Raw genomic sequence first — 24,333 nt, 5'->3', positions numbered from 1 at the left:
GATCGGGAGAAGCGGGTTCAAACTGCGACAGATGTCGACCGAGCTGACGCGCGCCGTGGTAACCGGGGTCCTCGCCTTGCTGACCGCCGGGGTGATCGCCCTCGTCAACAGCTGGATCTCCACCCGCGCCGGTATCGACGAGAACCTCCGCGACCAACGGCTCGCGGCCTACCCAGAACTCTGGAAGGCAACCGGCGCCGTCCCCCGCTGGCCCCGCACCCAACCGACCCGCAGCCAGCTCCAGCAACTCCACGAGTCGTACCGCACCTGGTACTACTCGAAGGGCGGCCTCTTCATGTCGGAGTCAGCCCGAGCCCGCTACGGCGACGTCCAGGAATTACTCGACGCCCTACTCCAGAGGTCGCCCGACGCAACCGGTCCGCTGACCGCAACTGCCTACACAGACCTCATGCAAACCACCAGCGCCCTCCGAACAGCAATGACCCAAGACCTGGACACCCGCCGCCGCCGCTCACTACTCCAACGCTGGCAACGCACCCGCTGGCACCACAAAGCCGCAGTCGACGCCCAGCTCCGAATCAAGCGCACCGCCACCTCGTCTCCATTCGAAGCTGGCGCCAAGGGAGAGTAACGCCGGTTCCGCGCGTAAGAGTCAACGTCAACTGTGGTGGGGTGATCCCCACGCGTCCTGCTCCGCTCGCTGCGCTCCCTACGCTGACCGCTCCCGCCCACCCCGGGTGCGCAGGCTCCTTCGTCGCCCGCTGGGGTGACAGCGGTCGTGTTGCGAGGTTGGCGTCTTGCGTGGGGCTGCTGTGGGTTAGGTGTGTCCCCACGCGTCTGCCGTGGTCGGGTGATCCCCACGCGTCCTACTCTGCTCGCTGCGCTCCTTACGCAGCCGCTCCCGCCCACTCCTTGCGCTCAAGGTGCCCTAACCGGCGTCCACTACTTCCTGTCCTCGAGTACCCGCAATCCATCCGTAGACACGCGTCTGCTGTTCCACGCGACGACGAGCAGCGGCACCTGCGCAACGCCGTACAGCACGTGGAAGAGGTAATGCCGCAGCGACTGCTCGGGATCGAACGGGAGAATCGGCAGCGGCAGCACGCTCACGATCGCCCCACCGACCAGATGCAGCCCACCCCAGAACAGCGAAGCCCAGGCGGCCGCTTGCCGCGCACCCGTCAGCCAGAGCACCGCGATCCCGCGAACCCCAGCGACGGCAACAACGTTTCCGGACTGACGAACGTCTGCCCCGGAAGATCAGCGAAGTTGTGAACGACAAACCCGGCCCACGCCAGCACCAACACCCCACCCACCAGCCAAGGCTTCACCCCTCAAAGATTAGGGCGATTCCACCTACCCTCGGCCGACTTCTACCCGATCGGGCACAGCGCAATGTCGGTGCACCTTGGTGGGCCTGACGCGTACTGCCGTCACCAGGTGGGTGACGGCGATCAGAGCAGCGGCGCGGGGGCGGGGCGGGGCGCCTAGCAACCAGAGCAGGGCGCGGGATGATGCCCCACACGGCAGCCCGACCGAGGACGAGTCCTCGCGACACGATCGCAGTCACCCAAGCGGGCGACGAAGGAGCCCGCGCACCAACGGGGGCGGGCGGGAGCGACCAGCGCAGCGAACGAAGCAGGACGCGTGGGGAGGAAGTACTAGCTGACGAAGACAGCGGTGGGTTTGGCTAGGGGGCCGCTGGGTTCGTACAGAGCCAGGAAGGTGCCGTCGGGCGCGAACATGGCGGTTTGGGTGCCTGCCGTGAGCTTGAGCCCGGGTAGCGGCCGCCCAGTGCGGATGGCAGCAGCCTGCTCGGCGTCCGCGTCGAAGCGGGGGAACGTGTCGGCGGCTACGTCGGCGATGGGGAGCATGGCGAACGACTCCCCCAGCTCTTCCAGCGTGTGCGCAGACGACATATCGAAGGCGCCCACCCGGGTACGACGGAGCATCGTGAGATGTCCGCCAACACCAAGATCAGCACCCAGGTCACGCGCCAAGGCGCGGATGTAAGTGCCGCTCGAGCAGTCGACCGAGATGTCGACTTCGATGCCGCCGGCAACGGTTCGAACGTCGAGTACGTCGTACCGGCTGATCGTCACATTCCGGGCCTTGAGCTCGACCTCTTCGCCGGCCCGGACCCGCTCGTACGCACGCTTGCCGTCGACCTTGATCGCCGACACCTTCGAAGGGATCTGCGAGATCGGCCCGCGGTATGCCGCCACGGCCGCGTCGATCGCCGAAGGAGTCACCGCGGCCAACGCCTCCGGAGAAGCTGCAACCTCAATCTCCCCCTCGGCGTCGTCCGTGGAGGACGTCGCGCCGAGCAGGATCGTCGCGTCGTACGACTTGTCAGCCAGCTGGAGGTGTCCCAGCAGCCGCGTGGCCCGGTTCAGTCCGACCACCAGTACGCCGGTGGCCATCGGATCCAGCGTCCCCGCGTGACCCACCTTGCGAGTCCCCGCGAGCCGCCGTACCCGAGCGACCACCGTATGAGAGGTCAGCCCCGCCGGCTTGTCGACGATGACGATGCCGTCGGCAACGGACGCATCGAACGGAACAGGAGTGCTGGACGCAGCAGACGCGCCTGCATCCCCCGGAGAGGAGGCAGGCGCGTCCACGGCGTCACTCGTCGTCGGAGTCATCGTCCTCGCGGTGCTTGTACGGGTCGGCATCGCCGGCCGGCTTGGCGCCGGCGGCAGCCTTGGCCACCTCGGCGTCGGCCTGCCGAGCCTTTGCCAGCAACTCCTCGATCTGACCAGCGGTCTCCGGTACGGCGTCCAGGTAGAACGCCAGGCTCGGAGCCCGTCGCAGGCCGAGTGCCTTGCCGACCTCGCTGCGGATCAGCCCACGAGCCGACTCGAGCGCGGCGGCGGTGGACACGCGGTCCTGCTCGCCGCCGTACACCGTGTAGAAGACGCTCGCCTCGCCCAGATCGGCGGTCAGCTTCGCGTCCGTCACGGTGACGAAGCCGAGTCGCGGGTCCTTGACCCGGCGCTCCAGCAGCTCCGCGACCAGGACCTGGATCCGGTCGGCCAGCTGCTTCGCCCTTGCTTCACCCATCAGGGCTCACTCCCTCTGTGTCCACGTCATGCGTAACGTCCGGAGCGACGGAAGAAGAAACCGTCACTCCGGACGTTACTAGGGCATTGCTGCGTACTAGCTGCGGGCCTTCTCGCGCAGCTCGAACGCCTCGACGACATCGCCGATCCGGATGTCGTTGTAGTTCTGCACGGTCAGACCACACTCGAAGCCCTCGCGGACCTCGGACGCGTCGTCCTTGAACCGCTTGAGCGAGGACAGCTCGCCGTTCTCGACGATGACCGCGCCGTCGCGGATCAGCCTGATCTTGGCGTTGCGCCTGATCAGGCCGTTCGTGACCCAACATCCGGCGATGTTTCCGACCTTCGACGACTTGAAGATCTCGCGGATCTCCGCCTGACCCAGAGTGACTTCCTCGTAGATCGGCTTCAGCATGCCCTTCAGGGCCGCCTCGATGTCGTCGATCGCGGCGTAGATGACCGAGTAGAACCGGATGTCCACGCCTTCACGCTCGGCCAGATCCCCGGCCTTGCCGGCCGGCCGCACGTTGAAGCCGATGATGACGGCGTCGGACGCGATGGCCAGGTTGACGTCGTTCTCGTTGATCGCACCGACACCACGGTCGATGACGCGCAGCGAGACCTCGTCGCTGACCTCGATCCGGACCAGCGCGTCTTCCAGCGCCTCGACCGAACCGGAGCCGTCGCCCTTGAGGATGAGCAGCAGTTCCTGCGTCTGCCCCTTCTCCATCGAGGCCATGAAGTCCTCGAGGGTACGACGTGCGCGCCGCTTGGCGTTGGCCGCCGCACGAGCCCGGGCTTCCCGCTTCTCAGCGATCTGCCGGGCCATCCGGTCGTCCTCCACCACGAGGAACTTGTCACCGGCACCGGGCACGGCGGTCAGACCGAGGACGAGCACCGGCCGTGACGGCAGGGCCTCCTCGACCGAGTTGCCGTGCTCGTCGAGCATCGCCCGGACCCGGCCGTACGCCGGACCCGCGACCATCGAGTCGCCGACCCGCAGCGTTCCGCGCTGGACCAGCACGGTCGCGACCGGTCCACGTCCCTTGTCCAGGTGCGCCTCGATCGCGAGACCTTGGGCCGGCATGTCCGGGTTGGCCCGGAGATCCAGCGCAGCGTCGGCGGTCAGGACGACGCCCTCGAGCAGGCCGTCGATGTTGATCCGCGACTTCGCCGAGACGTCGACGAACATGGTGTCGCCGCCGTACTCCTCGGGAACCAGCCCGTACTCCGTGAGCTGACCGCGGACCTTGACCGGGTCGGCCGCCGGGACGTCGATCTTGTTGACCGCGACCACGATCGGCACACCGGCCGCGCGGGCGTGGTTCAGCGCCTCGATCGTCTGCGGCATCACGCCGTCGTCGGCCGCGACCACCAGGATGACGATGTCGGTGGCCTGCGCACCACGAGCACGCATGGCGGTGAACGCCTCGTGACCCGGGGTGTCGACGAAGGTGATGGCGCGTTCCTTGCCGTCCACCTCGGTCGTCACCTGGTACGCACCGATGTGCTGGGTGATGCCACCGGCCTCGCCGGCCACGACGTTCGCGTGCCGGATCGCGTCCAGCAGCTTGGTCTTACCGTGGTCGACGTGACCCATCACGGTGACGACCGGCGGACGGGCCGCCAGGTTGGTGTCGTCGCCCTCGTCGGAGCCGAAGTCGATGTCGAACGACTCCAGCAGCTCGCGGTCCTCGTCTTCCGGTGAGACGACCTGAACGTCGTAGTTCAGCTCGGTGCCGAGCAGCTCGAGGGTCTCCTCGTTGACCGACTGGGTCGCGGTCACCATCTCGCCCAGGGCGAACAGCACCTGGACCAGCGATGCCGGGTCGACGCCGACCTTCTCGGCGAAGTCCGTCAGCGAGGAACCACGGGCGAGGCGAACGACCTCGCCGTCACCGTGCTTGACGCGCACGCCGCCGACGGCCGGAGCCTGCATGTTGTCGAATTCCTGGCGCTTGGCGCGCTTGGACTTGCGACCACGACGGGCCGGACCGCCCGGACGCCCGAAGGCACCCTGCGTTCCGCCACGGCCACGGTTGCCCGGGCCGGGACGACCGCCACCGCCACCACCGGGGGGACCGCTGGGGCCACCACCCGGACGGAAGCCACCGCCACCGCCGCCACCGGGACGCGCGCCGGCACCGGCACCGGGACCACCGGAACCGCCGCCGGGACGGCCACGGCCGCCACCGCCGCCACCAGGACCACCCGAACCGCCGCCGGGGCCCGACGGACGGCCGGTGAAGGTACCGGCTGAGGACTTCGGCATCATCGCCGGGTTCGGACGCGGAGCGCCCGGTACGCCACCCGAGGGGCGCGGACGGTCGGAACCGCCAGTACGGGCCTGCGGCGGCCGCGGCGGCATACCCGCCGGGCTACCACCTTGGGCCGGGGCCGCCGGAGCGCCACCCGGACCCGGACGCGCGCCACCGCGCTGCATGCCCTGGGTCGAGCTGAAGGGGTTGTTGCCCGGACGCGGTGCACCCGGACGGCCACCACGGTCGCCACCGGGAGCTCCCGGACGCGGGGCGCCACCCGGACGGGGGGCACCACCGGGACGCGGCGCGGCACCAGGACGCGGGGCGTTGCCGCCCGGACCTGCGGGACGCGGCGCCGGGCGGTCGCCCGACGGACGCGGTGCTGCCGGGCCGGGACGCTGACCGGCCGGAGCCGACGGCGCCGCGGAGGCGGCAGGAGCCTGCACTGCGGGGGTCTCCGGTGCGGCCGGAGCCTCTACCGGAGCAGCCGGAGCCGGTGCCGGAGCAGCCGGAGCCTCGGCAGCCTTGGCCGCCGGAGCCTCGAACGCCGGAGCGGCCGGGCTCTCCTGGCGCGGACCGGGCTTCGGGCCAGGCCGCGGGCCCGGACGGGCCGGGGACGGCGCAGAGCCCGCCGGACGGGCCGGAGCCGGTGCCGGAGCGGACGTGCTGGTCTCAGCGGCGGCCGGGGCCGGAGCTGAGGCGGCCGGGGTGGCCGACTCGGTGACCTCTGCGCCGGACGTGGCAGAACTCGCGGCGGTCTCGACCACCGTGGGCTCAGCCTTGACCGGAGCGGCCGGTGCCTCGGCAGCCGGTGCGCTGGTCTCAGCGCTCGGCGCCTTCGGCGCGGCCGGGGTGACCGGCGCGGTCGCCTGCGGCGCTGCTGAGGTGCTGGCGGCGGCCTTCTTGGCCGCGCGCTTCTTCGGCGGGTTCTTCTCGAACTCTTCCGCCAACCGCCGGACGACGGGTGCCTCGATCGTCGAGGACGCCGATCGGACGAACTCTCCCATGTCGTTCAGCCTGGTCAGGACGACCTTGCTGGTAACTCCGAGCTCTTTCGCGAGCTCGTAGACTCGGACCTTTGCCACTACTCTCCCTCTGGTCCGAGCCTTGGGGGCGCGGACCGTTAGTTGACGTACATGCTCATCGCATTGCACTCATCGTTCGACACTCATCGAGTGGTCATGAGTCGATGACCCGCCTTCATGTCTTCACGGCTTGCGCCATGGGCGGCCGGGCGGCCGCTCGCTGTGTTGCAACTCATTGCTACTGCTCCACCTGTGCCCGGACCAGCGAAATATCAAGCGGACCCTGGACCTTGAAGGCCCGTGGGAACGCCTTTCGCCGCTCTGCCAGGTCGAGACACTCGGTCACCGGGTGCAGATGCGCCCCGCGGCCGGGTGCCCGATGCGCGGGATCCGGGAGGACACGTCCTCCGGAAACCGTCATCCGCAGCAGATCAGCCGGACTGTCCCGCTTCCGACACCCGATACAGGTACGCTCCTGAACCTTCTCAGGGCGCGCGTCTGCAGTGTGAATCTTCAGTTCCTCAGGGTGTGGTGACGACTCAGTCGACCGACCGAGAGATCAGTCTACCTTCTCGTTCTCACGAGTCACATCCGTATCCGGCCTGATGTCGATCCGCCAGCCCGTGAGCCGGGCCGCGAGGCGGGCGTTCTGCCCCTCCTTGCCGATGGCGAGCGACAGCTGGTAGTCCGGTACGACGACCCGCGCGGCGCGTGCCGCGGCGTCCACGACCTCCACTGATGAAACCTGCGCCGGCGAAAGCGCATTCCCGACGAACGTCGCCGGGTCGTCGCTGTGATCGATGATGTCGATCTTCTCGCCGTGCAGCTCGTGCATGATGTTGCGCACCCGCTGGCCCATCGGGCCGATGCAGGCGCCCTTGCCGTTCACGGACGGGTTTAGCGTCCGGACCGCGATCTTGGTCCGGTGCCCGGCCTCGCGCGCGATCGCGGTGATCTCGACGGTGCCGTCGGCGATCTCCGGTACCTCGAGCGCGAACAGCTTCTTGACCAGGTTCGGGTGGGTCCGGGAGACGGTGATCTGCGGGCCCTTGAAGCCCTTGCGGACGCCGACCACGTAGACCCGCAGCCGGGAGCCGTGCTCGTACTTCTCCCCCGGCACCTGCTCCGGCGCCGGCAGTACGGCCTCGATCTTGCCGAGGTCGATCATCACCGAGCGCGGGTCGCGGCCCTGCTGGACGATGCCCGACAGGATGTCGCCCTCCTTGCCCGCGAACTCGCCGTACCGGACCTCGTCCTCGGCGTCGCGCAGCCGCTGCAGGATGACCTGCTTGGCCGTGGTGGCCGCGATCCGGCCGAAGTCGGCCGGCGTGTCGTCGAACTCGCGGGCGACCGTACCGTCCTCGGCCAGCTCCTTGGCCAGCACGGTGACGTGCCCGCTCTTGCGGTCCAGCTCGACCCGGGCCTGCTGCTGCGCGCCCTCGGTCCGGTGGTACGCCACCAGCAGGGCCTGCTCGATCGCCTCGACCACGATGTCGAACGCGATGTCCTTCTCACGTTCCAGGGACCGCAGGACGGCCATGTCGATATCCATCAGTTCTCCTCTTGCACGCCGTCAGCGGCGGATTCTGCTTCGTCGTTGCCGGCTGGCCGGTTGAACTCGATCTGGATCTTGGCCTTGGTGATGTCGCCGTACGCGATCGTCCGCGGCCGGCCCTTGACGTCCAGCTCGGCCGCCTCGTCGGTGGCGGACTTGATCCGCCCGGTCACCTTGCCGCCGGCCACCAGGGTGACCTCGACCAGCCGGGTGACGTTGCGCCGCCAGTGCCGCGGCAGCGTGAGCGGCCGGTCGACGCCGGGGCTGGACACCTCCAGCGTGTACGCGCCGTCGCCCATCACCTCGTCGGCGTCGAGCGCCTTCGAGATGGCCCGGGTGACGTCGGCGACGTCGTCCAGGTTGATTCCGCCGTCGCGGTCGACCAGCACCCGCAGGAGCCGGCGCTTGCCGATCGGCGTGACTTCGGCAGCCTCCAGGTCGCAACCGAACTGGGCGACGAGCGGCCGCAGGAAGTTTTCGAGGCTCTCGGGGTCCGTGTGGTCAGTCCTTCGGCTCACAGGTAGACCTGCCTCTCTCTCCAGTTGTGACACCGCGTTCTGCAGCGCCGTGCGCCCCGGCGATCCGACCGAGGGCAGTAGCCCACCATATCCGGCCCACCGAAGTGGCCGAGCACGTACCTCCGTTCGGGATAGGGTTTCGGCCTATGCCGAACGATCCTGAGCCCCTCACTCGCTGGTCGGCAGTACTGGTCTCCCGACGGACCACGCTGCGGACGGTTGCCTTGTCAGCTGGTACTACGGCCCTGCTCGCAGGGTGCAAGGACGACCCGGGTGGCGAGCCCGCGACGGGCGGCGACTCCAAAAGCACCAAGGGCCCGGACGGCAAGCCGACGCCGAGCACCGACCCCGCAGTGGTCGCGGCCATGTCCACGGCGGCCGGACAGGTGGCTCAAGTCGCCCAGCGGCTAACGGCGGCCAGCAAGCTCTACCCTGCGTTCCGCACCCAGCTCACCACCGCTGCGAAGTACCACGCTCAGCATCTGGCGAAGCTCAACGAGCTGTCGGGGACCGGTCCGGCGACCGCTCCCCCGCTAGCGGCCCTCCCGAAGGGTGCCGAGGCCGCGATGGCAGACCTGGCCACGAGGGAGCAGAAGCTGTCCGTCGCGCACGCAATCGCCGCGGCGAAGCTGTCCGGGCCGAATGCCCGCCTGCTCGCCATGGTCGCTGCCGCCGAGAGCCAGCTGGCGACGTCCCTGACCGTCAAGAAGAAGCAGGCCGCCCAGTGAGCCAAGTCGATGCCCTCCAGTCGGCCCTGGCCGGTGAGCACGCCGCCCTGTACGGCGTGGGCGTCGCCGGCGGCAAGCTGAACGGAGCCAAGTTCCGGGCTGCGGACGAGCTGTACGAGCAGCACCGCCGGCAGCGCGACAAGCTCGCCGCACTCCTCACTGCAGCCGGCGAGAAGCCGGTTGCCGCGGAACCGGCGTACGACCTGCCGTTAGCTGTGACGACACCACAGACCGCCAGCAGCCTGATCCTGCTGATCGAGCGCCGCCTGGCAGCCGTCTACGCCGACCTGGTCGAGGGCGCCGAGCAGGACCAGGTCCGTGCGCTCGCGATCCAGACTCTGATCACCACCTCGACGACCCAGCTCAATTGGGGCGGCGCGCCCGTCGCGTTCCCTGGCGCCGTCTGAAGCTCGTCACCGAGGGTTAGCCCGTACGACACCGGCGTGCGGGAGACTCCGCGGTATGAAGCTGGGACAGCTGGCCAACGGGCGGCGGCGGTTGGCGGCGTACTGGGGTGCAGCGGCGATCCATGTCGCGGCGGTTGCCGTCGACATCAAACTGCTGAAGCAGACGAGCAAGGTGACGTTGATGCCCCTGCTGCTGTCCTGGACGCGGACGCAGGAGGACATCCCCCCGCTGATCCAGGCCGCGCTGCTCGCATCGGCGGCCGGCGACCTGCTGCTGGAGACCGACCTGCAGTTGGCCGGCATCGCCGCCTTCGCCGCAGCACACGCCTGCTACCTCGCCGTGTACCTCACCAAGCCCGGCGAGAAGTCGTGGCGGGTGCTGGCGGCATACGGCGCGTTGTGGGCGGCCCTGATCGCCCTGCTCTCCAAGGACCTCGGCTCCCAACGAGTCCCCGTCGCGGCGTACGCATTGTTGCTCACTGCAACCGCCGTCGCCTCCGGCTGGCACAACCGCCGCAGCGGCCTCGGCGGCGCACTCTTCCTCATCTCCGACGCCCTGGTCGCGATGCGCCTGGCCGGCCGCGACTTCCCGGGCCGCGGCACCCTGGTGATGTCCACCTACGCCACCGGCCAGTACCTACTCGCCTCCGGCGCCAGGGAGCGAGAGCGGCAGCCCGAATGACGGGAACACGCTGCTGTCGAAGCGGGTGAAGGCGCAGATCTGCGCGCCGGTCAGGGTCAGGACGAACAGACCACCCGCGTGCCGGTGGCCGGTGGCAGCGCGAAGGTACGCCGCAAAGGCCGGCTGACCGTTGGCCCGCGTCGGCACCAGGTCGACCCGGCGTCCCGAGCTGAAGATGCCGCCGAACAGCCGGGCCGCGGCGTCCCGGCCGTCGTACTCGAGTGGAATGGGCGGCATCGAGACGAACACGTCGTCGGTGAACAAGGCGACCAGCGCCTCGACGTCCCCCGACTCGTAGGCGTCGACGAACCTGGCCGTCAGCAGTCGTTCAGTGTCGGATCCCGGAGCCGCCGCACGCTCAGGGAGCCGCTGCCGGAGGCCGGAGCGGGCCCGCTTGAGCGCGCTGTTGACCGACTCGACCGTCGTGTCGAGCATCCCGGCCACCTCGCTCGCCCGGAAGCCCAGCACGTCCCGCAGGATCAGTACTGCGACCTGGCGCGGAGGCAGCGCCTGTACTGCGGCGACGAAGGCGAGCGAGATCGCCTCGCTCTGCTCGAAGCTCGACTCCGGGCCAGGGGCAACCACTCCGTCGAGCAAGGCGTCGGGGAACGGCTCGAGCCAGGCGACCTCGCCGTACCGCGTCGGCGTCGGCGGCTCGACCGACGGCATGTTCCACTCCTCGGCCGGGCGACGGCTCGCTGAGCGTCGCGCATTGAGACAGCGGTTGGTGGCGATCCGGTAGAGCCAGGTCCGGAGGGAGGCGCGTCCCTCGTACCCCTCGAGGCCCCGCCATGCGGCGAGCAGCGTGTCCTGGAGGGCGTCCTCGGCATCTTGGAGCGAGCCGAGCATCCGGTAGCAATGGACCTGCAGCTCCCGGCGGTACGGCTCGGTGAGCTCGCGGAACGCCGTACCGTCCCCGGCTCGCGCTCTGCCGATCAGCTCCTGCGTCACCTTCACACTGTATGGACACCGGCCGCGGCTGGAACTGGGCGCGCGCCCGGTTTCGCCGGGTCGCGGTGTCTGTATGGCCATGATGCTCAAAGACAAGATCGCAGTGGTTTACGGAGCCGGCGGCGGGATCGGTGCGGCGGTCGCCCGGGCGTTCGCGCTCGAAGGGGCCAGGGTGTTCCTCACCGGTCGCCGGCTCGCGTCCGTCCGGGCGGTTGCCGAGGACCTCGAGGTCGCCGAGGCAGCGGAGGTCGATGCTCTCGACGAGCGGGCGATCGACAGCCATTTGGACTCGGTCGTGGCGAAGGCCGGTCGGGTCGACATCTCCTTCAACGCGGTCGGCTTCCCGAACGCGACGATCGTCGGTGTCCCGCTGACGGAGCTGGCGGCCGAGCACTTCAGCCAGCCGCTCACGGAGTACGGGTTGTCTTACTTCCTGACCGCCCGCCTGGCAGCCCGGCGGATGGTCGCGCAGGAGTCGGGGGTGATCATGACCGTCACCGCGCTCCACTCCCGTACGGGTCTCCCGCTGGTCGGCGGGTACGGCCCGGCAATGGCCGCCAAGGAGGCGCTCACCCGAGACCTGTCCGCCGAGCTGGCACCGTACGGCGTGCGCGTAGTCGGCCTGCGGCCGCAGGGCATGCCTGAGACCCGCACGATCAAAGACGCTTTCGAACCCCGGGCGAAGGCATCCGGCCTGACCTGGGACCAATGGCTCGACCTGCTCGCCGCCCGGACCCACCCACGACGTCTGATGACGCTGGCGGAGCTGGCCGACCTGGCGGCCTTCATCGCCTCCGACAAGGCGAGCGGCCTGACCGGCACGACCGTCAACCTGACGATGGGCAGCCTGGACGACTGACACAATCACCGGATGGCCAAACGCACGCCCTGCCCCTGCGGTCTCGACGCCGCGTACGCCGACTGCTGCGGCAGCATCCACGAGGGCCGGACGCAGGCCACCACCGCCGAGCGCCTGATGCGCTCGCGCTACTCGGCTTTCGCAGTCCGCGACGCCGACTACCTCCTCCGCAGCTGGCACTCCACAACCCGCCCCCGCGAACTCCACCTCGAAGACGACATCGAGTGGACCGGCCTGGAAATCCTCAACACCACCAACGGCACCCCCTTCCACACCGAAGGCACCGTCGAATTCCGCGCCAACTACATCGCCGAAGGCCGCCCCGACCACCAAACCGAAAACAGCCACTTCACCCGCGAAGCCGGCGCCTGGGTCTACACCGGCCCGGCCATCTGACATGGCAGACGTCGCCCAACAACTGCGCTTCCTGGACGGCCTCTTCCAGATCGAGCTCCACCCCACCGGCCAAGGCCTACCGCAGGACGACGCCTGGCTGGCCGTCGTCCGGGCCCCGGACGGTGTCACGGTCATCACCCGGGCGAAGGGTGAAGGCGACCACTGGATCGCCTTGTACAGCGGCGACACCGCCCACGACCTCGACGTCCCAGGGATGCTGAGCTCCCTGCTGCTCCCCCTCAAGTCCGCCGGCATCCCCGTCTTCGTAGCCTCCACCCACACGGCTGACGTAGTACTGGTCCCGTCAGCCCGACGCACCAAGGTGATCGAGGCACTCGAGTCCGCAGGGCATCTGGTTACGTAGCCGTCGCTGCGGTCAGGGCAGGGCGCCGGCCGTGCCTCGGGGCGGTGGGCACGGCCGGCGGGGGCAGTTAGCGGCGGCGGCGCCAGGGGCCGGTGACGGCGTAGGTGATGCCGGGGGTGTAGATGTTGAAGAACATCGTGCGGCCGTCGGCGGAGAAGCCGACGCCGGAGAGTTCGCCGTACTCCGGTGCGTCGGGGGTGCCGTTGTTGACGCGGTTGCGGGCGAACTTGAAGACTTGGCCGTCCTCGGTGGTGCCGAGCAGGTGCTGGTCACCGATGCCGTCCTCGCACATCATCAGTCCGCCGTACGGCGACATCGTGATGTTGTCGGGTGAGTCGTACTCCGGGTTCGGGTCGGTCGGGACCGCGCGCAGGAAGATGAGTTCGAGCCGGAGCGTCTTGCGGCGCGGGTCGTACTTCCAGACCTGCCCGTTGTGCTCCATCTTCGGGCCAAGACTGGTCAGCGCGAACGACGAGACGAAGTACACGCAGCGGTCGAGCACACCCCACCAGGCGCCTTCGAGCTTGTAGCCGCCGGTGATCGGCTTGGCGAAGTCTTGCGCCCGTACCGACTCGGTGGTCGCCAACGGGTCGGGCACCTTGACCCACTCGACACCGTGGAACACGGTGCCTGCCTCCTGTACGACGGAGAGGTCGGGCAGGTCGGGGATGCGCATCGCCTGGAGTTCGCCCCCGGCGCGCAGGCTCCCCCAGCCACCTCGCGGCCGGTTGGGCAGGAAGCGGTAGAACCCGCCGAGCGGCGCCACGAACGCGTCCTCGGTCTCGTACACGATGCCCGTCGCCGGATCGATCGCGACCGCCTCGTGCTGGAACCGGCCCATCGCCTTCAGCGGAACAGGGTTGCGGTTGCGGCGGTCGTCGTACGGGTCGACCTCGAAGATGAAGCCGTGGTCCTTGGTGTACCCCTTGACGCCGGCCTTGTCCTCGGTCTCCTCGCAGGTCAGCCAGGTGCGCCAGGGCGTCTTGCCGCCGGAGCAGTTGATCGCCGTACCACCGAGCGCGATGAACTCCTTCTCGACGTGGTTGTGCCGGTCGACGATCAGCGTGCTGTTGCCACCACCCGCACCCGGGTCGTACGTCCGCTCGGCCGGCCCTTTGACCGGGATCGGCGCGTCCGGGTAGCACTCGTGGTTGCGGACCAGCCGCGACCCGCCGTGCCGGTCCGGGAAGGCTCCCATCCCGTCGAAGCGGCTCGGGATCAGCCCGCCGTCGGGCCGGGTGGCGCCTTCGCGGGACAGGATCTTGTAGCTGAAGCCGCGAGGCAGGTCGAGCATGCCGGCCGGGTCCTCGACCAGCGGCCCGTAGCCCACCTTCGGGCCTGAGGTACCGAGCGCGGGCTCGGCGGTGTAGAGGGCGTCGACCGACCCCACCACCCCGACCGCAACACCGGCCGCTGCCGCACGAGCGACGAACTGACGTCTGGACAGGGGGTTCTCGACGGTCACAGGCGGTCTCCTTGTCAGCACAAGCAGTGGTCGCCAGTGAACCTACGGTGAACGGCAGCCGAACGGCAAGAGAACGCGTGTCAGGAATCGCTCTGTGAGCGACCGCCCCGCTGCCAGCGACGCGCGGTAATCGACATCGGTGCTCCACCGGTCAGCCGGTCGGCGGCCGGGCGGATCACATCGGCCGCCTCGACCGGTGCACCGGTGACGGCGGCGACGATCCCGACGGAGCGCGAGCCGTCGTCCTCGACGAGCAGCGCCACAAAGCTCAGCCGATCGTCCTCGAGGAGCGATGGCGCCAGCTCGGCCAGCTCGACCGGCTCCCACTCGGCGGTTACCAGGGCCCGTGGCGCGTCGTCCCGCCGATCGACCAGGACGACGGCACGCGCGATCGTCAGCGGCTGGTAGTAACCAGCAACCCAGTAAGGCTCCTCATACGCAAACCGCTCAGCCGCCGCCCGATCATCCACATCGACGACATGCACACTCCCGGTGTGCTCCTCGCCATCCTCGGACAACGTCGGACCACGCAGAATCAGCCGATCAGCAAACCGGTCCATATAAGACCAGTGCGCCTCCGACAGCTCGATCAGCCCGTCCAAAACCTCAGGCTGATCCGCACCATGGACGTAGTACGGCACTAGAAGGACCGCAGCCAATTGGCCAGCAACTCGGCGCCGGCGTCGCCTGACTTTTCGGGGTGGAACTGGGTGGCGGTCAGCGGGCCGTTCTCGACTGCGGCGACGAAGCGGTCGCCGCCGTACTCCGTCCAGGTGACCGTCGGTTTGACTGCGGCCCACGTGTCGACGAGATGCCAGTCGCGGACGCCGTACGAGTGGACGAAGTAGAAGCGTTCCTTCTCGATCCCGTCGAAGAGCTTGGTCGCGCCGTCGACCGAGACGGTGTTCCAGCCCATGTGCGGGACCGGCTCGCCACCGGCCGGTTGCAGCCGCTCGACGACGCCGGGCCACTGGTCGCAGCCGTCGGTCTCGACGCCGTGTTCGATGCCCTTGGCAAACAAGATCTGCATGCCGACGCAGATGCCGAGGACCGGCCGGCCGCCGGTCAGCCGGCGGTCGACGATCTCGTCGCCGCGGACCGCCTTCAGCCCGGTCATGCACGCCTCGAAGGCGCCGACGCCGGGGACCAGCAGCCCGTCGGCGTTCAGCGCCTCGTCGAAGTCACTCGTCACCGTGACGTCGGCGCCGACCCGCTGCAAGGCCCGCTCACCCGAGCGGATGTTGCCCGAGCCGTAGTCCAGCAGAACGACTGATTTCACAGGGCGCCCTTGGTCGAGGGAATGCCCGGCTGCCGCGGGTCGAGCTCGGCGGCGGCCCGCAGCGCTCGTGCGAACGCCTTGAACTGCGCCTCGACGATGTGGTGCGGATCGCGACCCGACAGCACCCGGATGTGGATGCAGATCGCCGCGTTGAAGGCCAGCGTCTCGAACACGTGCTGGGTCAGCGAGCCGGCGTAATCGCCACCGATGATCGCGTACACCTGCCCGTCGGGCTCGCCCGTGTGCACGCAGTACGGACGCCCGGACAGGTCGACCGTGCAGTGCACGAGCGCCTCGTCCAGCGGGACGGTCGCGTCGCCGAAGCGCCGGATCCCGCGCTTGTCACCCAAGGCTTCACGAAGAGCCTGGCCGATGCCGATCGCGGTGTCCTCGACGGTGTGGTGCGCGTCGATCTCGAGGTCGCCGACCGTGTTCACGTGCAGGTCGAGCAGCGCGTGCTTGGCCAGCGCGTTGAGCATGTGGTCGTAGAAGCCGACGCCGGTGGAGATCTCAGCGCGCCCGGTACCGTCGAGATCGAGCTCGACCAGCACCTTGGACTCCGACGTCTCCCGGTCGATCCGGGCCGTGCGTGTCATAGGGACCTTCCTAGATCAGTCTTGAGCACCTTCTCCAGCGAAGCGCGGAAGGCGGCCATCTCGGCGCCGGTGCCGATCGACACCCGCAGCCAGCCGTTCGGTCCGGTCTCGCGGATCAGTACGCCGTCGTCCAGCAGCGACTGCCACACCGCGTGCCGGTCGGCGAAGGTACCGAAGAGGACGAAGTTCGCATCCGAATCGACCGCGCGCAACCCCTGCGCCCGCAGCCAGTCCACTGTCTCATCGCGCTCGGTCCGCAGCTGGTCGACCCGGCCGAGCAGCTCGTCGGAGTGCCGCAACGCCGCCCGCGCGACTGCCTGCGTCACCGCCGACAAGTGGTACGGCAGCCGGACGATGCGCAGGGCATCGACCAGTTGCTTGCTCGCGGCAAGGTAACCGACGCGTGCCCCCGCCAGCGCAAAAGCCTTGGAGGTCGTCCGGGCCACCGCCAGATTGGGGTACGACGGCAACAACGTGACGGCGCTCGGAGTACCAGTACGCCGGAACTCCGCGTACGCCTCGTCGACCACGAGCACCGCGCCGATCGCGGCCGTCCGGGCGGCGACCGCCTCGACCAGCTGGATCGGCAGCGCGGTACCGGTCGGGTTGTTGGGTGAGGCAAGCAGGACGACCGACGGCCGGTGCCGCGAGATGGCCGCGAGCGCCTTGCTCTGGTCGAGGGTGAAGTCCTCGGAGCGGCGACCGGTGACCCAGGCGGTGTTGGTGTCGCGGGCGTACTCCGGGTACATCGAGTACGTCGGCGCGAAGGACAGCGCGGTACGGCCTGGACCGCCGAAGGCCTGCAGGATGTGCAGCATCACCTCGTTGGAACCGTTCGCCGCCCACACCTGCTCAGCGGTGAGCTGAGCACCGGACTCCCGAGCCAGGTACGCCGCGAAATCGGCGCGCAGGGCAAGGAACTCGCGATCCGGGTAGCGGTTCAGCCCGCGGGCCGCCTCGGCCACCGACGCGGTGATGTCCGCGACGATCGCCTCGCTCGGCGGGTACGGGTTCTCGTTGACGTTGAGCAGGACGGGGACGTCCAGCTGCGGCGCGCCGTACGGCTCGAAGCTCTTCAGCTCGTCGCGGATCGGCAGCCCATCGAAACGACCCATCAGTCCTCACTCTGGAAACGCACAGACACAGCGGCACCGTGGGCCGGCAGATCCTCGGCGTGGGCGAGCGCCACCACGTGCCCGGCGACCTCTTGCAGGGCGTCGCGGGTGTAGTTCACGACGTGCATCGCCTTCAGGAAGCTGCGCACGGACAGGCCGGACGAGTGGCACGCGCAGCCGGCCGTCGGCAGCACGTGGTTCGATCCGGCGCAGTAGTCGCCGAGCGAGACCGGCGACCAGCCGCCGACGAAGATCGCGCCGGCGTTGCTGATCAGCTGCGAACGCTCCTCGGCGTCGACCGTCTGGATCTCGAGGTGCTCGGCCGCATACGCATCGACGACGGCCGTGCCCTGGTCCAGATCGTCGACCAGTACTACGGCCGACTGCTGCCCGCCGAGCGCTTCCGCCACCCGCTCCGAGTGCTTGGTCGCAGGCACCTGCTTGACCAGCTCGGCCTCGACGGCCGTCGCCAATGCCTCGCTCGGCGTGACGAGCACGCTGGCCGCCATCGGGTCGTGCTCGGCCTGGCTGATCAGGTCGGCGGCGACGTGCGCCGCGTTGGCGGAGTCGTCGGCCAGTACGGCGATCTCGGTCGGACCCGCCTCGGAGTCGATCCCGACCTCGCTCTGCACGAACCGCTTGGCCGCGACCACGTAGATGTTGCCCGGCCCGGTGATCAGGTTGACCTTGCGGCAGCCCTCGAAGCCGTACGCGAACCCGGCGATCGCCTGCGCACCGCCCATCGCGTACACCTCGTCGATCCCGAGCATCGCGCACACAGCGAGCACAGTCGGGTGCGGCAGGCCACCAAACTCCTTTTGCGGAGGAGACGCCAAAGCCAAAGAGGTCACTCCGGCAACCTGAGCCGGTACGACGTTCATCACCACGCTGGAGGCGAGCGGCGCGCGGCCGCCGGGCACGTAGAGCCCGACCCGCTGCACCGGCACCAGCCGCTGAGTCACCCGGCCACCCGGCGCGGGCTGCGACTCGACGTCACTCCCCCGCTCGTCCAGGCTGACCTCGCGTACTCGCCGGATCGACTCCTCCAGCGCCTTGCGGACGTCCGGGTCGAGCTCCTCCAGGGCCGTCTTGAGCGCCTCGGCCGGAACCCGCAACTCGTCCACGGTCACATGGTCGAACTTCTCGCCGTACTCCCTGATCGCCTCGAGCCCGCGATGACGGACGTCCAGGCAGATCGGTCGGACGACGTCGAGGGCAGCCTCGACGTCGAACACAGCTCGGGGGACCAGGGCTTGGAGGTCGAGAACCTCTCCGGCTGCCACTCGGCCCCGCAGGTCGACGCGGCGAATCATGAGCCTCAGTCTAGGGCGTGTCTCCCGATTCCCTGCAGTCGCGAGGAGGTGCTCGGTGCGGTAGCTCGGCGTGCTGGAGTGAAGGCCTCGATGTTTTTCCATCGTGGCCTTTGCTCCAGTGCGCCGAGATGCCGTGCCGAGCGCCCCGCAGCACGCAGGGAATCGGGAGACGCGCCCTAGGTCGGCTCCCCCGGTCCCCGCGCGCCGTCTGCTGCGCGGACCACGGCGGTCAGTGGTTGCCATTAGGCTCAATGCCATGGACTCCCGCCTGCCGCTTCTCACTGTCGACACAGTGATCTTTCCTGGGCTGGTGCTCCCGATCCCTGTCACCGACGTTCAGGGCCGGTCGGTGATCCGGGACCTGGTCGAGAACGGCGGCGAGATGGTGTGCGGCGCGGTGGCGGTCCGCGACGGCTACGAGCTGGGCGACCGGGTGTTCCGGTCGCTGTACGGCACCGGTTGCGCGGCGACGATCTCGGAGATCTCCCTGGACATCGACGACGACGGCCCGGTCGAGGTCACCCTGACCGGCAACCGCCGCTTCAAGGTCGCCGAACTGGACAGCGACGGCGACTACCTCGTCGCCGACGTCGAGTGGCTCGACGAGGAACCAGGCGACGACCCCCTCGGCACTGCGACCGTCGCTGTCGAGCGCTTCCGGCGGTACGCCGCAGCCGTCACCGAGATCTCCCAGCCCGGCCTCCACATCGGTGCCCTCCCCGATGAGCCCAGCACCCTCTCGTACCTGATCTCAGCGGCGATGACCCTGGTCACCCCCGACCGCCAAAAGCTGCTGGAAGCCCTGGACACCACCACCCGCCTCGCCCAGCTGGTCGGCCTCCTGGACACCGAGCTGGCCGCCATCAGGGCCCTCCCGTCCCTCCCCGCCACCGACCTGGCCTGGTCGGACATGTCCCCCAACTGAGGCAGTCGACAGCTTCAGGCCTGACCGTCTGAATAGGCCTCGTAGTTGCCGCATTCCGCCGTGATCTCGGCCGTCGCCAGCGCCGCGGTGAAGAAGTCCTCGGCCAGCGGCGAGGTACGCGATGCCGCCATCGCGAGGCCTACCTGGTCTGGCGCCAGTTCCGGGATGGGTACGTAGCTGATGTCCGGACGTGAGTAGAACAGCGTTTCCGAACGCGCCACGAACGAGATGCCCCGGCCGGCCGCGACGTGCTCGAGCTTCTCCTCCACACCGCGCACCCGGAGCCCGGAGTCGGGATGCGGGCGCCTGGTGGGATGCGTGCTCGGGTCGGCATGCCAGACCAGCGGCTCACCGGCCAGGTCGGCTTCGGTGACCTCCTCCTTGCCGGCCAGCCGGTGGCCGGCGGGTAGCACCACCATGAGCGGCTCGGCGTACAGCGGGACCACGCGCAGGCCGGTCTGGTCGACCGGCAGCCGCACATAGCCCACGTCGATGCGGCCGTCGAGCAGCATCAGGGCCTGGTCGTCCCATTCGATCCGCTGCACCTCCACGACCACGTCCGGATGCCGGGATTCGAATACCTGGGCCGCCGGGATGACCGGGATCCCGGTCCGGAAGCCGACCGCCAGTCGCCGACTGCCGTGGGCGGCAACGCTCACCCGGCGGCGGACCGCGTCCGCGGAGGCGAGCAGCGGACCGGAGTCGGCCTGCAGTTGCCGGCCGGCGTCGGTCAGCGCCACTCCGTGGCGATCCCTGATGAACAGCGAGGCGCCGAGATCCTGTTCCAGCGCGCGGATCTGGCGACTGAGGGCCGGCTGCGCGATGTGCAGCTCGTCCGCGGCGCGGCCGAAGTGCAGCTGATCGGCGACGGCGAGGAAGTAGCGCACTTTGCGCAGGTCCAGATCCATGGCGCCTCCCGATTCGGTGATGCCGCCAAGGTATCACCGCGCTTGAAACAGGTCTTGGACAGCCACTCACCCCAATGACAACCTGGATAAGCAAGCAACAACGCCGTAGTGAATTCCAGAAAGCAGGAAGATAGCTCGTGGGAAAGCTCGAAGGAAAGGTGGCGGTGATCACCGGTGCCTCCACCGGCATGGCATTGGCCGGCGCCAAATTGTTCGTCGAGGAAGGAGCACACGTCTTCATCCAGGCCCGCCGACAGTCCGCGCTGGACGACGCCGTCAAGCTGATCGGCCGCAACGTCACCGCCGTCCAGGGTGACGCGGCCGAACTGGACGACCTGGACCGCTTGTACGACACCGTCAAGCGGGAGAAGGGATCGATCGACGTGCTGTGGGCCAGCGCCGGGATGGGCGAGCCCGCCGTCCTCGGTGAGATCACCGAGGAGCAGTTCCACCGCGCCTTCTGGCTCAACGCGCGCGGCACCCTGTTCACCGTCCAGAAGGCACTGCCACTGATCAACGACAACGGCTCGATCCTGATGACCGGATCCAACGCCTCCCTCGGCGCCTTCCCCGGCTGGAGCCTCTATGCAGGCAGCAAAGCCGTCCAGCAGGCGTGGGCCCGGGTCTGGCTCAACGAACTGCGTGACCGCAAGATCCGGGTCAACGTCCTGACCCCCGGCCAGGTCGCCACCGCCAAGCAGGCAGAACTGTTCGACGAGGCCACCAAGGCCGCCTTCGAGTCGCTCATCCCCCGCGGGGAGATGGGCCGCCCCGAGGAAATCGCCGCCATCGCGCTGTTCCTCGCCTCCGACGACTCCAGTTACGTCAACGGCCTGGAACTGGTCGCCGACGGCGGCACCACCGCCATCTGAAAGGAACACACCTCATGAGCAGCATCACTCTTGTCGGTACGGGGAACATGGCCAGCGCCATCGGCACGCTCGCGGTTGCGGGCGGCAACACCGTCGAGATCATGGGACGCGATCAGTCCAAGGCCGAGGACCTGGCCAAGGCTCTGGGCGGCGGTGCGACGACGGGTGAGTGGGGCGCCGTCCCGGCCGGGGACATCGTCATCACGGCCCTCTTGTACGCCGCTGTCGCACCGGTCGTCACCGAGTACGGAGACGCCCTCGCTGGCAAGGTCATCGTCGACATCAGCAACCCCTTCAACGCCACGTTCGACGGACTGGCCCTCGGCGAGGAGACCTCGGTCGCGCAGGAGGTGGCCAAGGTGGCCCCGGCCGGCGCCAGCGTGGTGAAGGCGTTCAACACCATCTTCCACAATGTCCTGGAGAAGGGCCGGCCGAGCGTTTTCCTGGCCGGCGACAATGCGACGGCCAAAACAGAAGTGGCGGCATTCGTCGAGAGCATCGGGTTGCGCCCACTGGATGCCGGCGGGCTGAAAATGGCGCACTGGCTGGAAGGAATGGGCCTGGTCACGGTGAGCCTCGCCGGCAATGGCGTCGGCCACTGGGATTTCGCCCTCGGCGTCAACGAATTCACCGCCTGAGCCCCAACTCCGGGCATTATTCACGAGGAGCAGTAGCGTGCGCGTTTTCGTCACCGGCGGAACCGGCCATTCCGGTTCGTACATCATCCCCGAGCTGATCGCCGCCGGGCACGAGGTCACCGGCTTGGCCCGGTCGGACACGGCCGCGGCGGCGCTGTCCGCGATGGGCGCGAAGGTACGGCGCGGCGACCTCGAGGATCTCGACGGGCTCATGGATGCGGCGGCGGACTCCGACGGCGTCATCCACGTTGCCCACCGGCAAGACCTGCTCCCGTTCGGCGGGATGGACGCCGTGTCCGCCGCGGAACTCCCGATCATGCTCGCGTACGGCGAGGCACTCGAGGGAACTCAGAAGCCGTTGGTCGTGGCGGGGAGTATCGGCTCGTCCGGGCAGCTGGGCCGGCCGGCCACCGAGGAGGATCCGGCCCTTCCGGTCGGCGATGAGCACAAGGGAACCCTGCGGGTTCGCAACGTCGTGGAAACCGCCGTCATCGATCTGGCCGAGCGCGGAGTGCGGTCGTCGGTCGTGCGGATTGCCAATTTCGCGCACGGCACGACCGATAGCGCAGGCTTCCTCCCCACCCTGATCGCGCTCGCGAAGGAGAAGGGATTCGCCGGCTATCCCGGAGACGGCGCGAACCTGTGGAACGCGGTGCACGTCCGCGATCTCGCCTCCTTGTTCCGCCTGGCGCTGGAGAAGGGCCCGGCCGGCAAGCACTGGCACGCGGTTCAGGATGAGGGCATCCCGCTCCGCGAGATCGCCGAGGCCATCGGCAGCCGCCTGGACCTGCCCGCCGTCAGCATTCCCCTGGACGAACTGATGCTGCCGGGATACTTCGGGTTCCTCGCGAACATCGTCACGCAGACCTACCCAGCGTCCAACCTCATCACCCGCCGGACCCTCGGCTGGGAACCCGCCCAACCCAGCCTGCTCGCCGACCTGGACAACGGCCACTACTTCCCCGCCAACTGATCCAGATCTATTCCTTGACAAGAATATTCGTCGTGGTGAATGCTTTGAGTCATGGACGCATTGATCACGGCACTCGCCGACCCGGCTCGGTGGCGGTTGGTGGAGTTGCTGGGTGAGCGGCCTCGATCGGTGGGGGTGTTGGCTCAGCTTGCGGGGGCGCGGCAACCGCAGACGACCAAGCATCTGCAGACGTTGGAGCGGGCTGGGGTTGTCGTCTCGGAGCGGACTGGGCAGCGGCGGATTTATGCGCTGCAGTCCGATCCGTTGCGGGAGCTGGCGGCTGCGCTCAACCGGCTGGCCGACGCCGCGGACCAGGTCGGCGAAGGCTTCGATCGGCATCGGGGCAGCGTTGACACCGAGCGGCTCGCCGCGGAGGAGGCCGGCTGGGCTGATGGGCGGGCCTTCAGGTTCGTACGGTCGTTGCCTGCGGCCGCGGAGCAGGTTTGGCGGCATCTGACCGAGGTCGAGCTGCTCGCTCAGTGGTGGGCGCCGGAGGATCTTCGCGTTTCGGAGCTCGTCTTCGAGGTGCGGCCGGGTGGGCGGGTCGTGCTGGAGTACCGCGATGCGGAGGACGCCGACGGTTCCGACCTGGTCGCCGGGCGTTCCGAAGGAGTCGTCACCGACGTCCGGGCCGGCGAGCAGCTCGCCTATCGCAACTCCCCGGTGCTTCCTGACGGAAGTACCGCCTTCACCGCCCACACCAGCTACACGCTCCGGCCGACCGACGCCGGTACCGACCTCGAAGTCGAGCTGCGGATCAGCGACAGCACGATCCAGTCCGCCGACTTCATCGCAGGGATCGAGCTCGGCTTCGGCCAGAGCCTCGACAAGCTCGCGGCGACCCTCGCCGCCACCTCGACCACCTCAAGGAGTACGAAATGACCCGTCTGGTGACCGCGAACCTCAACCTCTCCCTCGACGGCCGCTACAACGGCCCCGGAGGTCCCGGCGATCTGTCGGCGATCATCCCGTACGCGATGACCGACGTGGCCCGCGATCACATGACCCGCCTGTACGAGAACGCGACCACCGCCGTCCTCGGCCGGCTCAACGCCGAAGGATTCCTCGGGTTCTGGCCGACGATCATCGACAACCAGGACGCCGACCCGCGCGACCGCGGCTACGCGCAATGGCTCGTCGACACCGACAAGGTCGTCTTCTCCACCACCCTCACCGAAGCGCCCTGGGAGCGGACCCGGCTCGTGAACGCCCCCGTCGCGGACGTCATCACCGACCTCGAAGCCACCGACGGCGGCGAGATCCTGGTCAACTCCAGCGCCAGCATCATCAAGCCGCTGCTCGCGGCCGACCTGCTCGACCGCCTGTACCTGATGATCACCCCCGAGATCAGCGGCGGCGGCCGGCACCTGTTCGACGACGGCCTGCCGGCCACCAAATGGAGCGTCACCCACCAGGACACCGGCAAGCTCGGCGAGCTGGCGATGGTCTACGACCGGCTGCGGTAGAGAATTGAATCCCA

28 protein-coding genes are annotated in these 24,333 nt (G+C 68.8%); 13 read left to right on the top strand and 15 right to left on the bottom strand.

The window, feature by feature from the left end; all coding sequences use genetic code 11:
• The first annotated feature begins 31 nt into the window (after positions 1 to 31).
• Positions 32 to 592, top strand: a complete 561-nt coding sequence (locus AB0M15_RS14540; protein WP_363817858.1) for a hypothetical protein — start codon at positions 32 to 34, stop codon at positions 590 to 592.
• Between the two features lie 311 nt (positions 593 to 903).
• On the opposite strand, the gene AB0M15_RS14535 is transcribed toward AB0M15_RS14540, so the two are convergent.
• The 7 genes from AB0M15_RS14535 to rimP form a co-directional block, all read right to left on the bottom strand.
• On the bottom strand, positions 904 to 1,155 hold the full coding sequence (locus AB0M15_RS14535) for a hypothetical protein (protein ID WP_363817855.1): 252 nt from the start codon (positions 1,153 to 1,155) through the stop codon (positions 904 to 906).
• 467 nt (positions 1,156 to 1,622) lie between these two features.
• Positions 1,623 to 2,606 carry a tRNA pseudouridine(55) synthase TruB gene (gene truB, locus AB0M15_RS14530; RefSeq protein WP_363817851.1) on the bottom strand — a complete coding sequence of 328 codons (984 nt, stop codon included), beginning with the start codon at positions 2,604 to 2,606 and terminating at the stop codon, positions 1,623 to 1,625.
• Positions 2,587 to 3,024 (bottom strand): 30S ribosome-binding factor RbfA, encoded by a 438-nt coding sequence (gene rbfA / locus AB0M15_RS14525; protein ID WP_328322645.1) that lies wholly within the window; start codon positions 3,022 to 3,024, stop codon positions 2,587 to 2,589. Before rbfA ends, truB begins: the two co-directional genes overlap by 20 nt.
• 96 nt (positions 3,025 to 3,120) lie before the next feature.
• Complete coding sequence (gene infB / locus AB0M15_RS14520; protein ID WP_363817849.1) at positions 3,121 to 6,369, bottom strand: translation initiation factor IF-2; 3,249 nt, start codon at positions 6,367 to 6,369, stop codon at positions 3,121 to 3,123.
• Between the two features lie 178 nt (positions 6,370 to 6,547).
• Positions 6,548 to 6,772, bottom strand: a complete 225-nt coding sequence (locus tag AB0M15_RS14515; protein ID WP_363818444.1) for a YlxR family protein — start codon at positions 6,770 to 6,772, stop codon at positions 6,548 to 6,550.
• 96 nt (positions 6,773 to 6,868) lie between these two features.
• Positions 6,869 to 7,861, bottom strand: a complete 993-nt coding sequence (gene nusA / locus AB0M15_RS14510; RefSeq protein WP_363817846.1) for a transcription termination factor NusA — start codon at positions 7,859 to 7,861, stop codon at positions 6,869 to 6,871.
• Complete coding sequence (gene rimP / locus AB0M15_RS14505) at positions 7,861 to 8,382, bottom strand: ribosome maturation factor RimP (protein WP_363817844.1); 522 nt, start codon at positions 8,380 to 8,382, stop codon at positions 7,861 to 7,863. The genes nusA and rimP overlap by 1 nt, the downstream gene beginning before the upstream one ends.
• Positions 8,383 to 8,528: 146 nt before the next feature.
• Between rimP and AB0M15_RS14500 the strand changes: the two genes are divergently transcribed.
• Genes AB0M15_RS14500 through AB0M15_RS14490 form a run of 3 tightly spaced genes read left to right on the top strand, consistent with a single transcriptional unit; the run spans position 8,529 to position 10,199 of the window.
• Positions 8,529 to 9,110, top strand: coding sequence for a cell division protein FtsK (locus AB0M15_RS14500; RefSeq protein ID WP_363817842.1), 582 nt, complete (start codon positions 8,529 to 8,531; stop codon positions 9,108 to 9,110).
• Entirely contained in the window at positions 9,107 to 9,517 is a 411-nt protein-coding gene (locus AB0M15_RS14495; RefSeq protein ID WP_363817840.1) for a ferritin-like domain-containing protein, read from the top strand. The genes AB0M15_RS14500 and AB0M15_RS14495 overlap by 4 nt, the downstream gene beginning before the upstream one ends.
• 55 nt (positions 9,518 to 9,572) lie before the next feature.
• Complete coding sequence (locus AB0M15_RS14490; protein ID WP_363817837.1) at positions 9,573 to 10,199, top strand: lysoplasmalogenase; 627 nt, start codon at positions 9,573 to 9,575, stop codon at positions 10,197 to 10,199.
• Here AB0M15_RS14490 and AB0M15_RS14485 read toward each other — a convergent pair.
• Positions 10,155 to 11,150 (bottom strand): sigma-70 family RNA polymerase sigma factor, encoded by a 996-nt coding sequence (locus AB0M15_RS14485; protein WP_363817835.1) that lies wholly within the window; start codon positions 11,148 to 11,150, stop codon positions 10,155 to 10,157. The genes AB0M15_RS14490 and AB0M15_RS14485 overlap by 45 nt on opposite strands.
• Positions 11,151 to 11,229: 79 nt before the next feature.
• Here AB0M15_RS14485 and AB0M15_RS14480 point away from each other — a divergent pair, with 79 nt between their 5' ends.
• From AB0M15_RS14480 to AB0M15_RS14470, 3 genes are read left to right on the top strand one after another with little or no spacing between them, the layout of a single operon-like run.
• Positions 11,230 to 12,009, top strand: a complete 780-nt coding sequence (locus AB0M15_RS14480; RefSeq protein WP_363817833.1) for an SDR family oxidoreductase — start codon at positions 11,230 to 11,232, stop codon at positions 12,007 to 12,009.
• A 12-nt stretch (positions 12,010 to 12,021) separates the two neighbouring features.
• Entirely contained in the window at positions 12,022 to 12,405 is a 384-nt protein-coding gene (locus tag AB0M15_RS14475; RefSeq protein ID WP_363817830.1) for a YchJ family metal-binding protein, read from the top strand.
• Position 12,406: 1 nt separating this feature from the next.
• Positions 12,407 to 12,769, top strand: coding sequence for an ACT domain-containing protein (locus AB0M15_RS14470; RefSeq protein WP_363817828.1), 363 nt, complete (start codon positions 12,407 to 12,409; stop codon positions 12,767 to 12,769).
• Positions 12,770 to 12,836: 67 nt separating this feature from the next.
• Here AB0M15_RS14470 and AB0M15_RS14465 read toward each other — a convergent pair whose 3' ends face one another.
• From AB0M15_RS14465 to hisD, 6 genes are all read right to left on the bottom strand, one after another.
• On the bottom strand, positions 12,837 to 14,234 hold the full coding sequence (locus tag AB0M15_RS14465; protein ID WP_363817826.1) for an alkaline phosphatase PhoX: 1,398 nt from the start codon (positions 14,232 to 14,234) through the stop codon (positions 12,837 to 12,839).
• An 80-nt stretch (positions 14,235 to 14,314) separates the two neighbouring features.
• Positions 14,315 to 14,875: a YciI family protein gene (locus tag AB0M15_RS14460; RefSeq protein WP_363817823.1), complete on the bottom strand. Its 561-nt coding sequence runs from the start codon at positions 14,873 to 14,875 to the stop codon at positions 14,315 to 14,317.
• A complete protein-coding gene (hisH, locus tag AB0M15_RS14455) occupies positions 14,875 to 15,513 on the bottom strand; it encodes an imidazole glycerol phosphate synthase subunit HisH (RefSeq protein WP_363817820.1) in 639 nt (212 codons plus the stop codon). Before hisH ends, AB0M15_RS14460 begins: the two co-directional genes overlap by 1 nt.
• On the bottom strand, positions 15,510 to 16,109 hold the full coding sequence (hisB, locus tag AB0M15_RS14450; protein WP_363817817.1) for an imidazoleglycerol-phosphate dehydratase HisB: 600 nt from the start codon (positions 16,107 to 16,109) through the stop codon (positions 15,510 to 15,512). The genes hisH and hisB overlap by 4 nt, the downstream gene beginning before the upstream one ends.
• The gene (locus tag AB0M15_RS14445) at positions 16,106 to 17,224 is read right to left on the bottom strand and encodes a histidinol-phosphate transaminase (protein ID WP_363817815.1); all 1,119 of its coding nucleotides are present in this window, start codon (positions 17,222 to 17,224) and stop codon (positions 16,106 to 16,108) included. The genes hisB and AB0M15_RS14445 overlap by 4 nt, the downstream gene beginning before the upstream one ends.
• Positions 17,224 to 18,537: a histidinol dehydrogenase gene (gene hisD / locus AB0M15_RS14440; protein ID WP_363817812.1), complete on the bottom strand. Its 1,314-nt coding sequence runs from the start codon at positions 18,535 to 18,537 to the stop codon at positions 17,224 to 17,226. The genes AB0M15_RS14445 and hisD overlap by 1 nt, the downstream gene beginning before the upstream one ends.
• A 256-nt stretch (positions 18,538 to 18,793) precedes the next feature.
• On the opposite strand from hisD, the gene AB0M15_RS14435 reads away from it, so the two are divergent.
• Complete coding sequence (locus tag AB0M15_RS14435; RefSeq protein WP_363817809.1) at positions 18,794 to 19,462, top strand: LON peptidase substrate-binding domain-containing protein; 669 nt, start codon at positions 18,794 to 18,796, stop codon at positions 19,460 to 19,462.
• Between the two features lie 14 nt (positions 19,463 to 19,476).
• On the opposite strand, the gene AB0M15_RS14430 is transcribed toward AB0M15_RS14435, so the two are convergent.
• On the bottom strand, positions 19,477 to 20,370 hold the full coding sequence (locus AB0M15_RS14430) for a LysR substrate-binding domain-containing protein (protein ID WP_363817807.1): 894 nt from the start codon (positions 20,368 to 20,370) through the stop codon (positions 19,477 to 19,479).
• Positions 20,371 to 20,507: 137 nt separating this feature from the next.
• Between AB0M15_RS14430 and AB0M15_RS14425 the strand changes: the two genes are divergently transcribed.
• Genes AB0M15_RS14425 through AB0M15_RS14405 form a run of 5 tightly spaced genes read left to right on the top strand, consistent with a single transcriptional unit; the run spans position 20,508 to position 24,319 of the window.
• Positions 20,508 to 21,242 (top strand): SDR family oxidoreductase, encoded by a 735-nt coding sequence (locus tag AB0M15_RS14425; protein ID WP_363817804.1) that lies wholly within the window; start codon positions 20,508 to 20,510, stop codon positions 21,240 to 21,242.
• Positions 21,243 to 21,256: 14 nt separating this feature from the next.
• Positions 21,257 to 21,880: an NAD(P)-binding domain-containing protein gene (locus AB0M15_RS14420; protein ID WP_363817801.1), complete on the top strand. Its 624-nt coding sequence runs from the start codon at positions 21,257 to 21,259 to the stop codon at positions 21,878 to 21,880.
• A 37-nt stretch (positions 21,881 to 21,917) separates the two neighbouring features.
• Complete coding sequence (locus tag AB0M15_RS14415; RefSeq protein ID WP_363817799.1) at positions 21,918 to 22,853, top strand: SDR family oxidoreductase; 936 nt, start codon at positions 21,918 to 21,920, stop codon at positions 22,851 to 22,853.
• Between the two features lie 51 nt (positions 22,854 to 22,904).
• On the top strand, positions 22,905 to 23,735 hold the full coding sequence (locus AB0M15_RS14410; RefSeq protein ID WP_363817796.1) for a metalloregulator ArsR/SmtB family transcription factor: 831 nt from the start codon (positions 22,905 to 22,907) through the stop codon (positions 23,733 to 23,735).
• Positions 23,732 to 24,319, top strand: a complete 588-nt coding sequence (locus tag AB0M15_RS14405; RefSeq protein WP_363817794.1) for a dihydrofolate reductase family protein — start codon at positions 23,732 to 23,734, stop codon at positions 24,317 to 24,319. Before AB0M15_RS14410 ends, AB0M15_RS14405 begins: the two co-directional genes overlap by 4 nt.
• Positions 24,320 to 24,333: the final 14 nt, after the last annotated feature.

This window comes from Kribbella sp. NPDC051718 (assembly GCF_040681515.1).
Classification (GTDB): Bacteria; Actinomycetota; Actinomycetes; order Propionibacteriales; family Kribbellaceae; genus Kribbella.
Note: the sequence above shows the minus strand (reverse complement) of the source record. Positions and strands in the feature narration are given on the sequence as shown.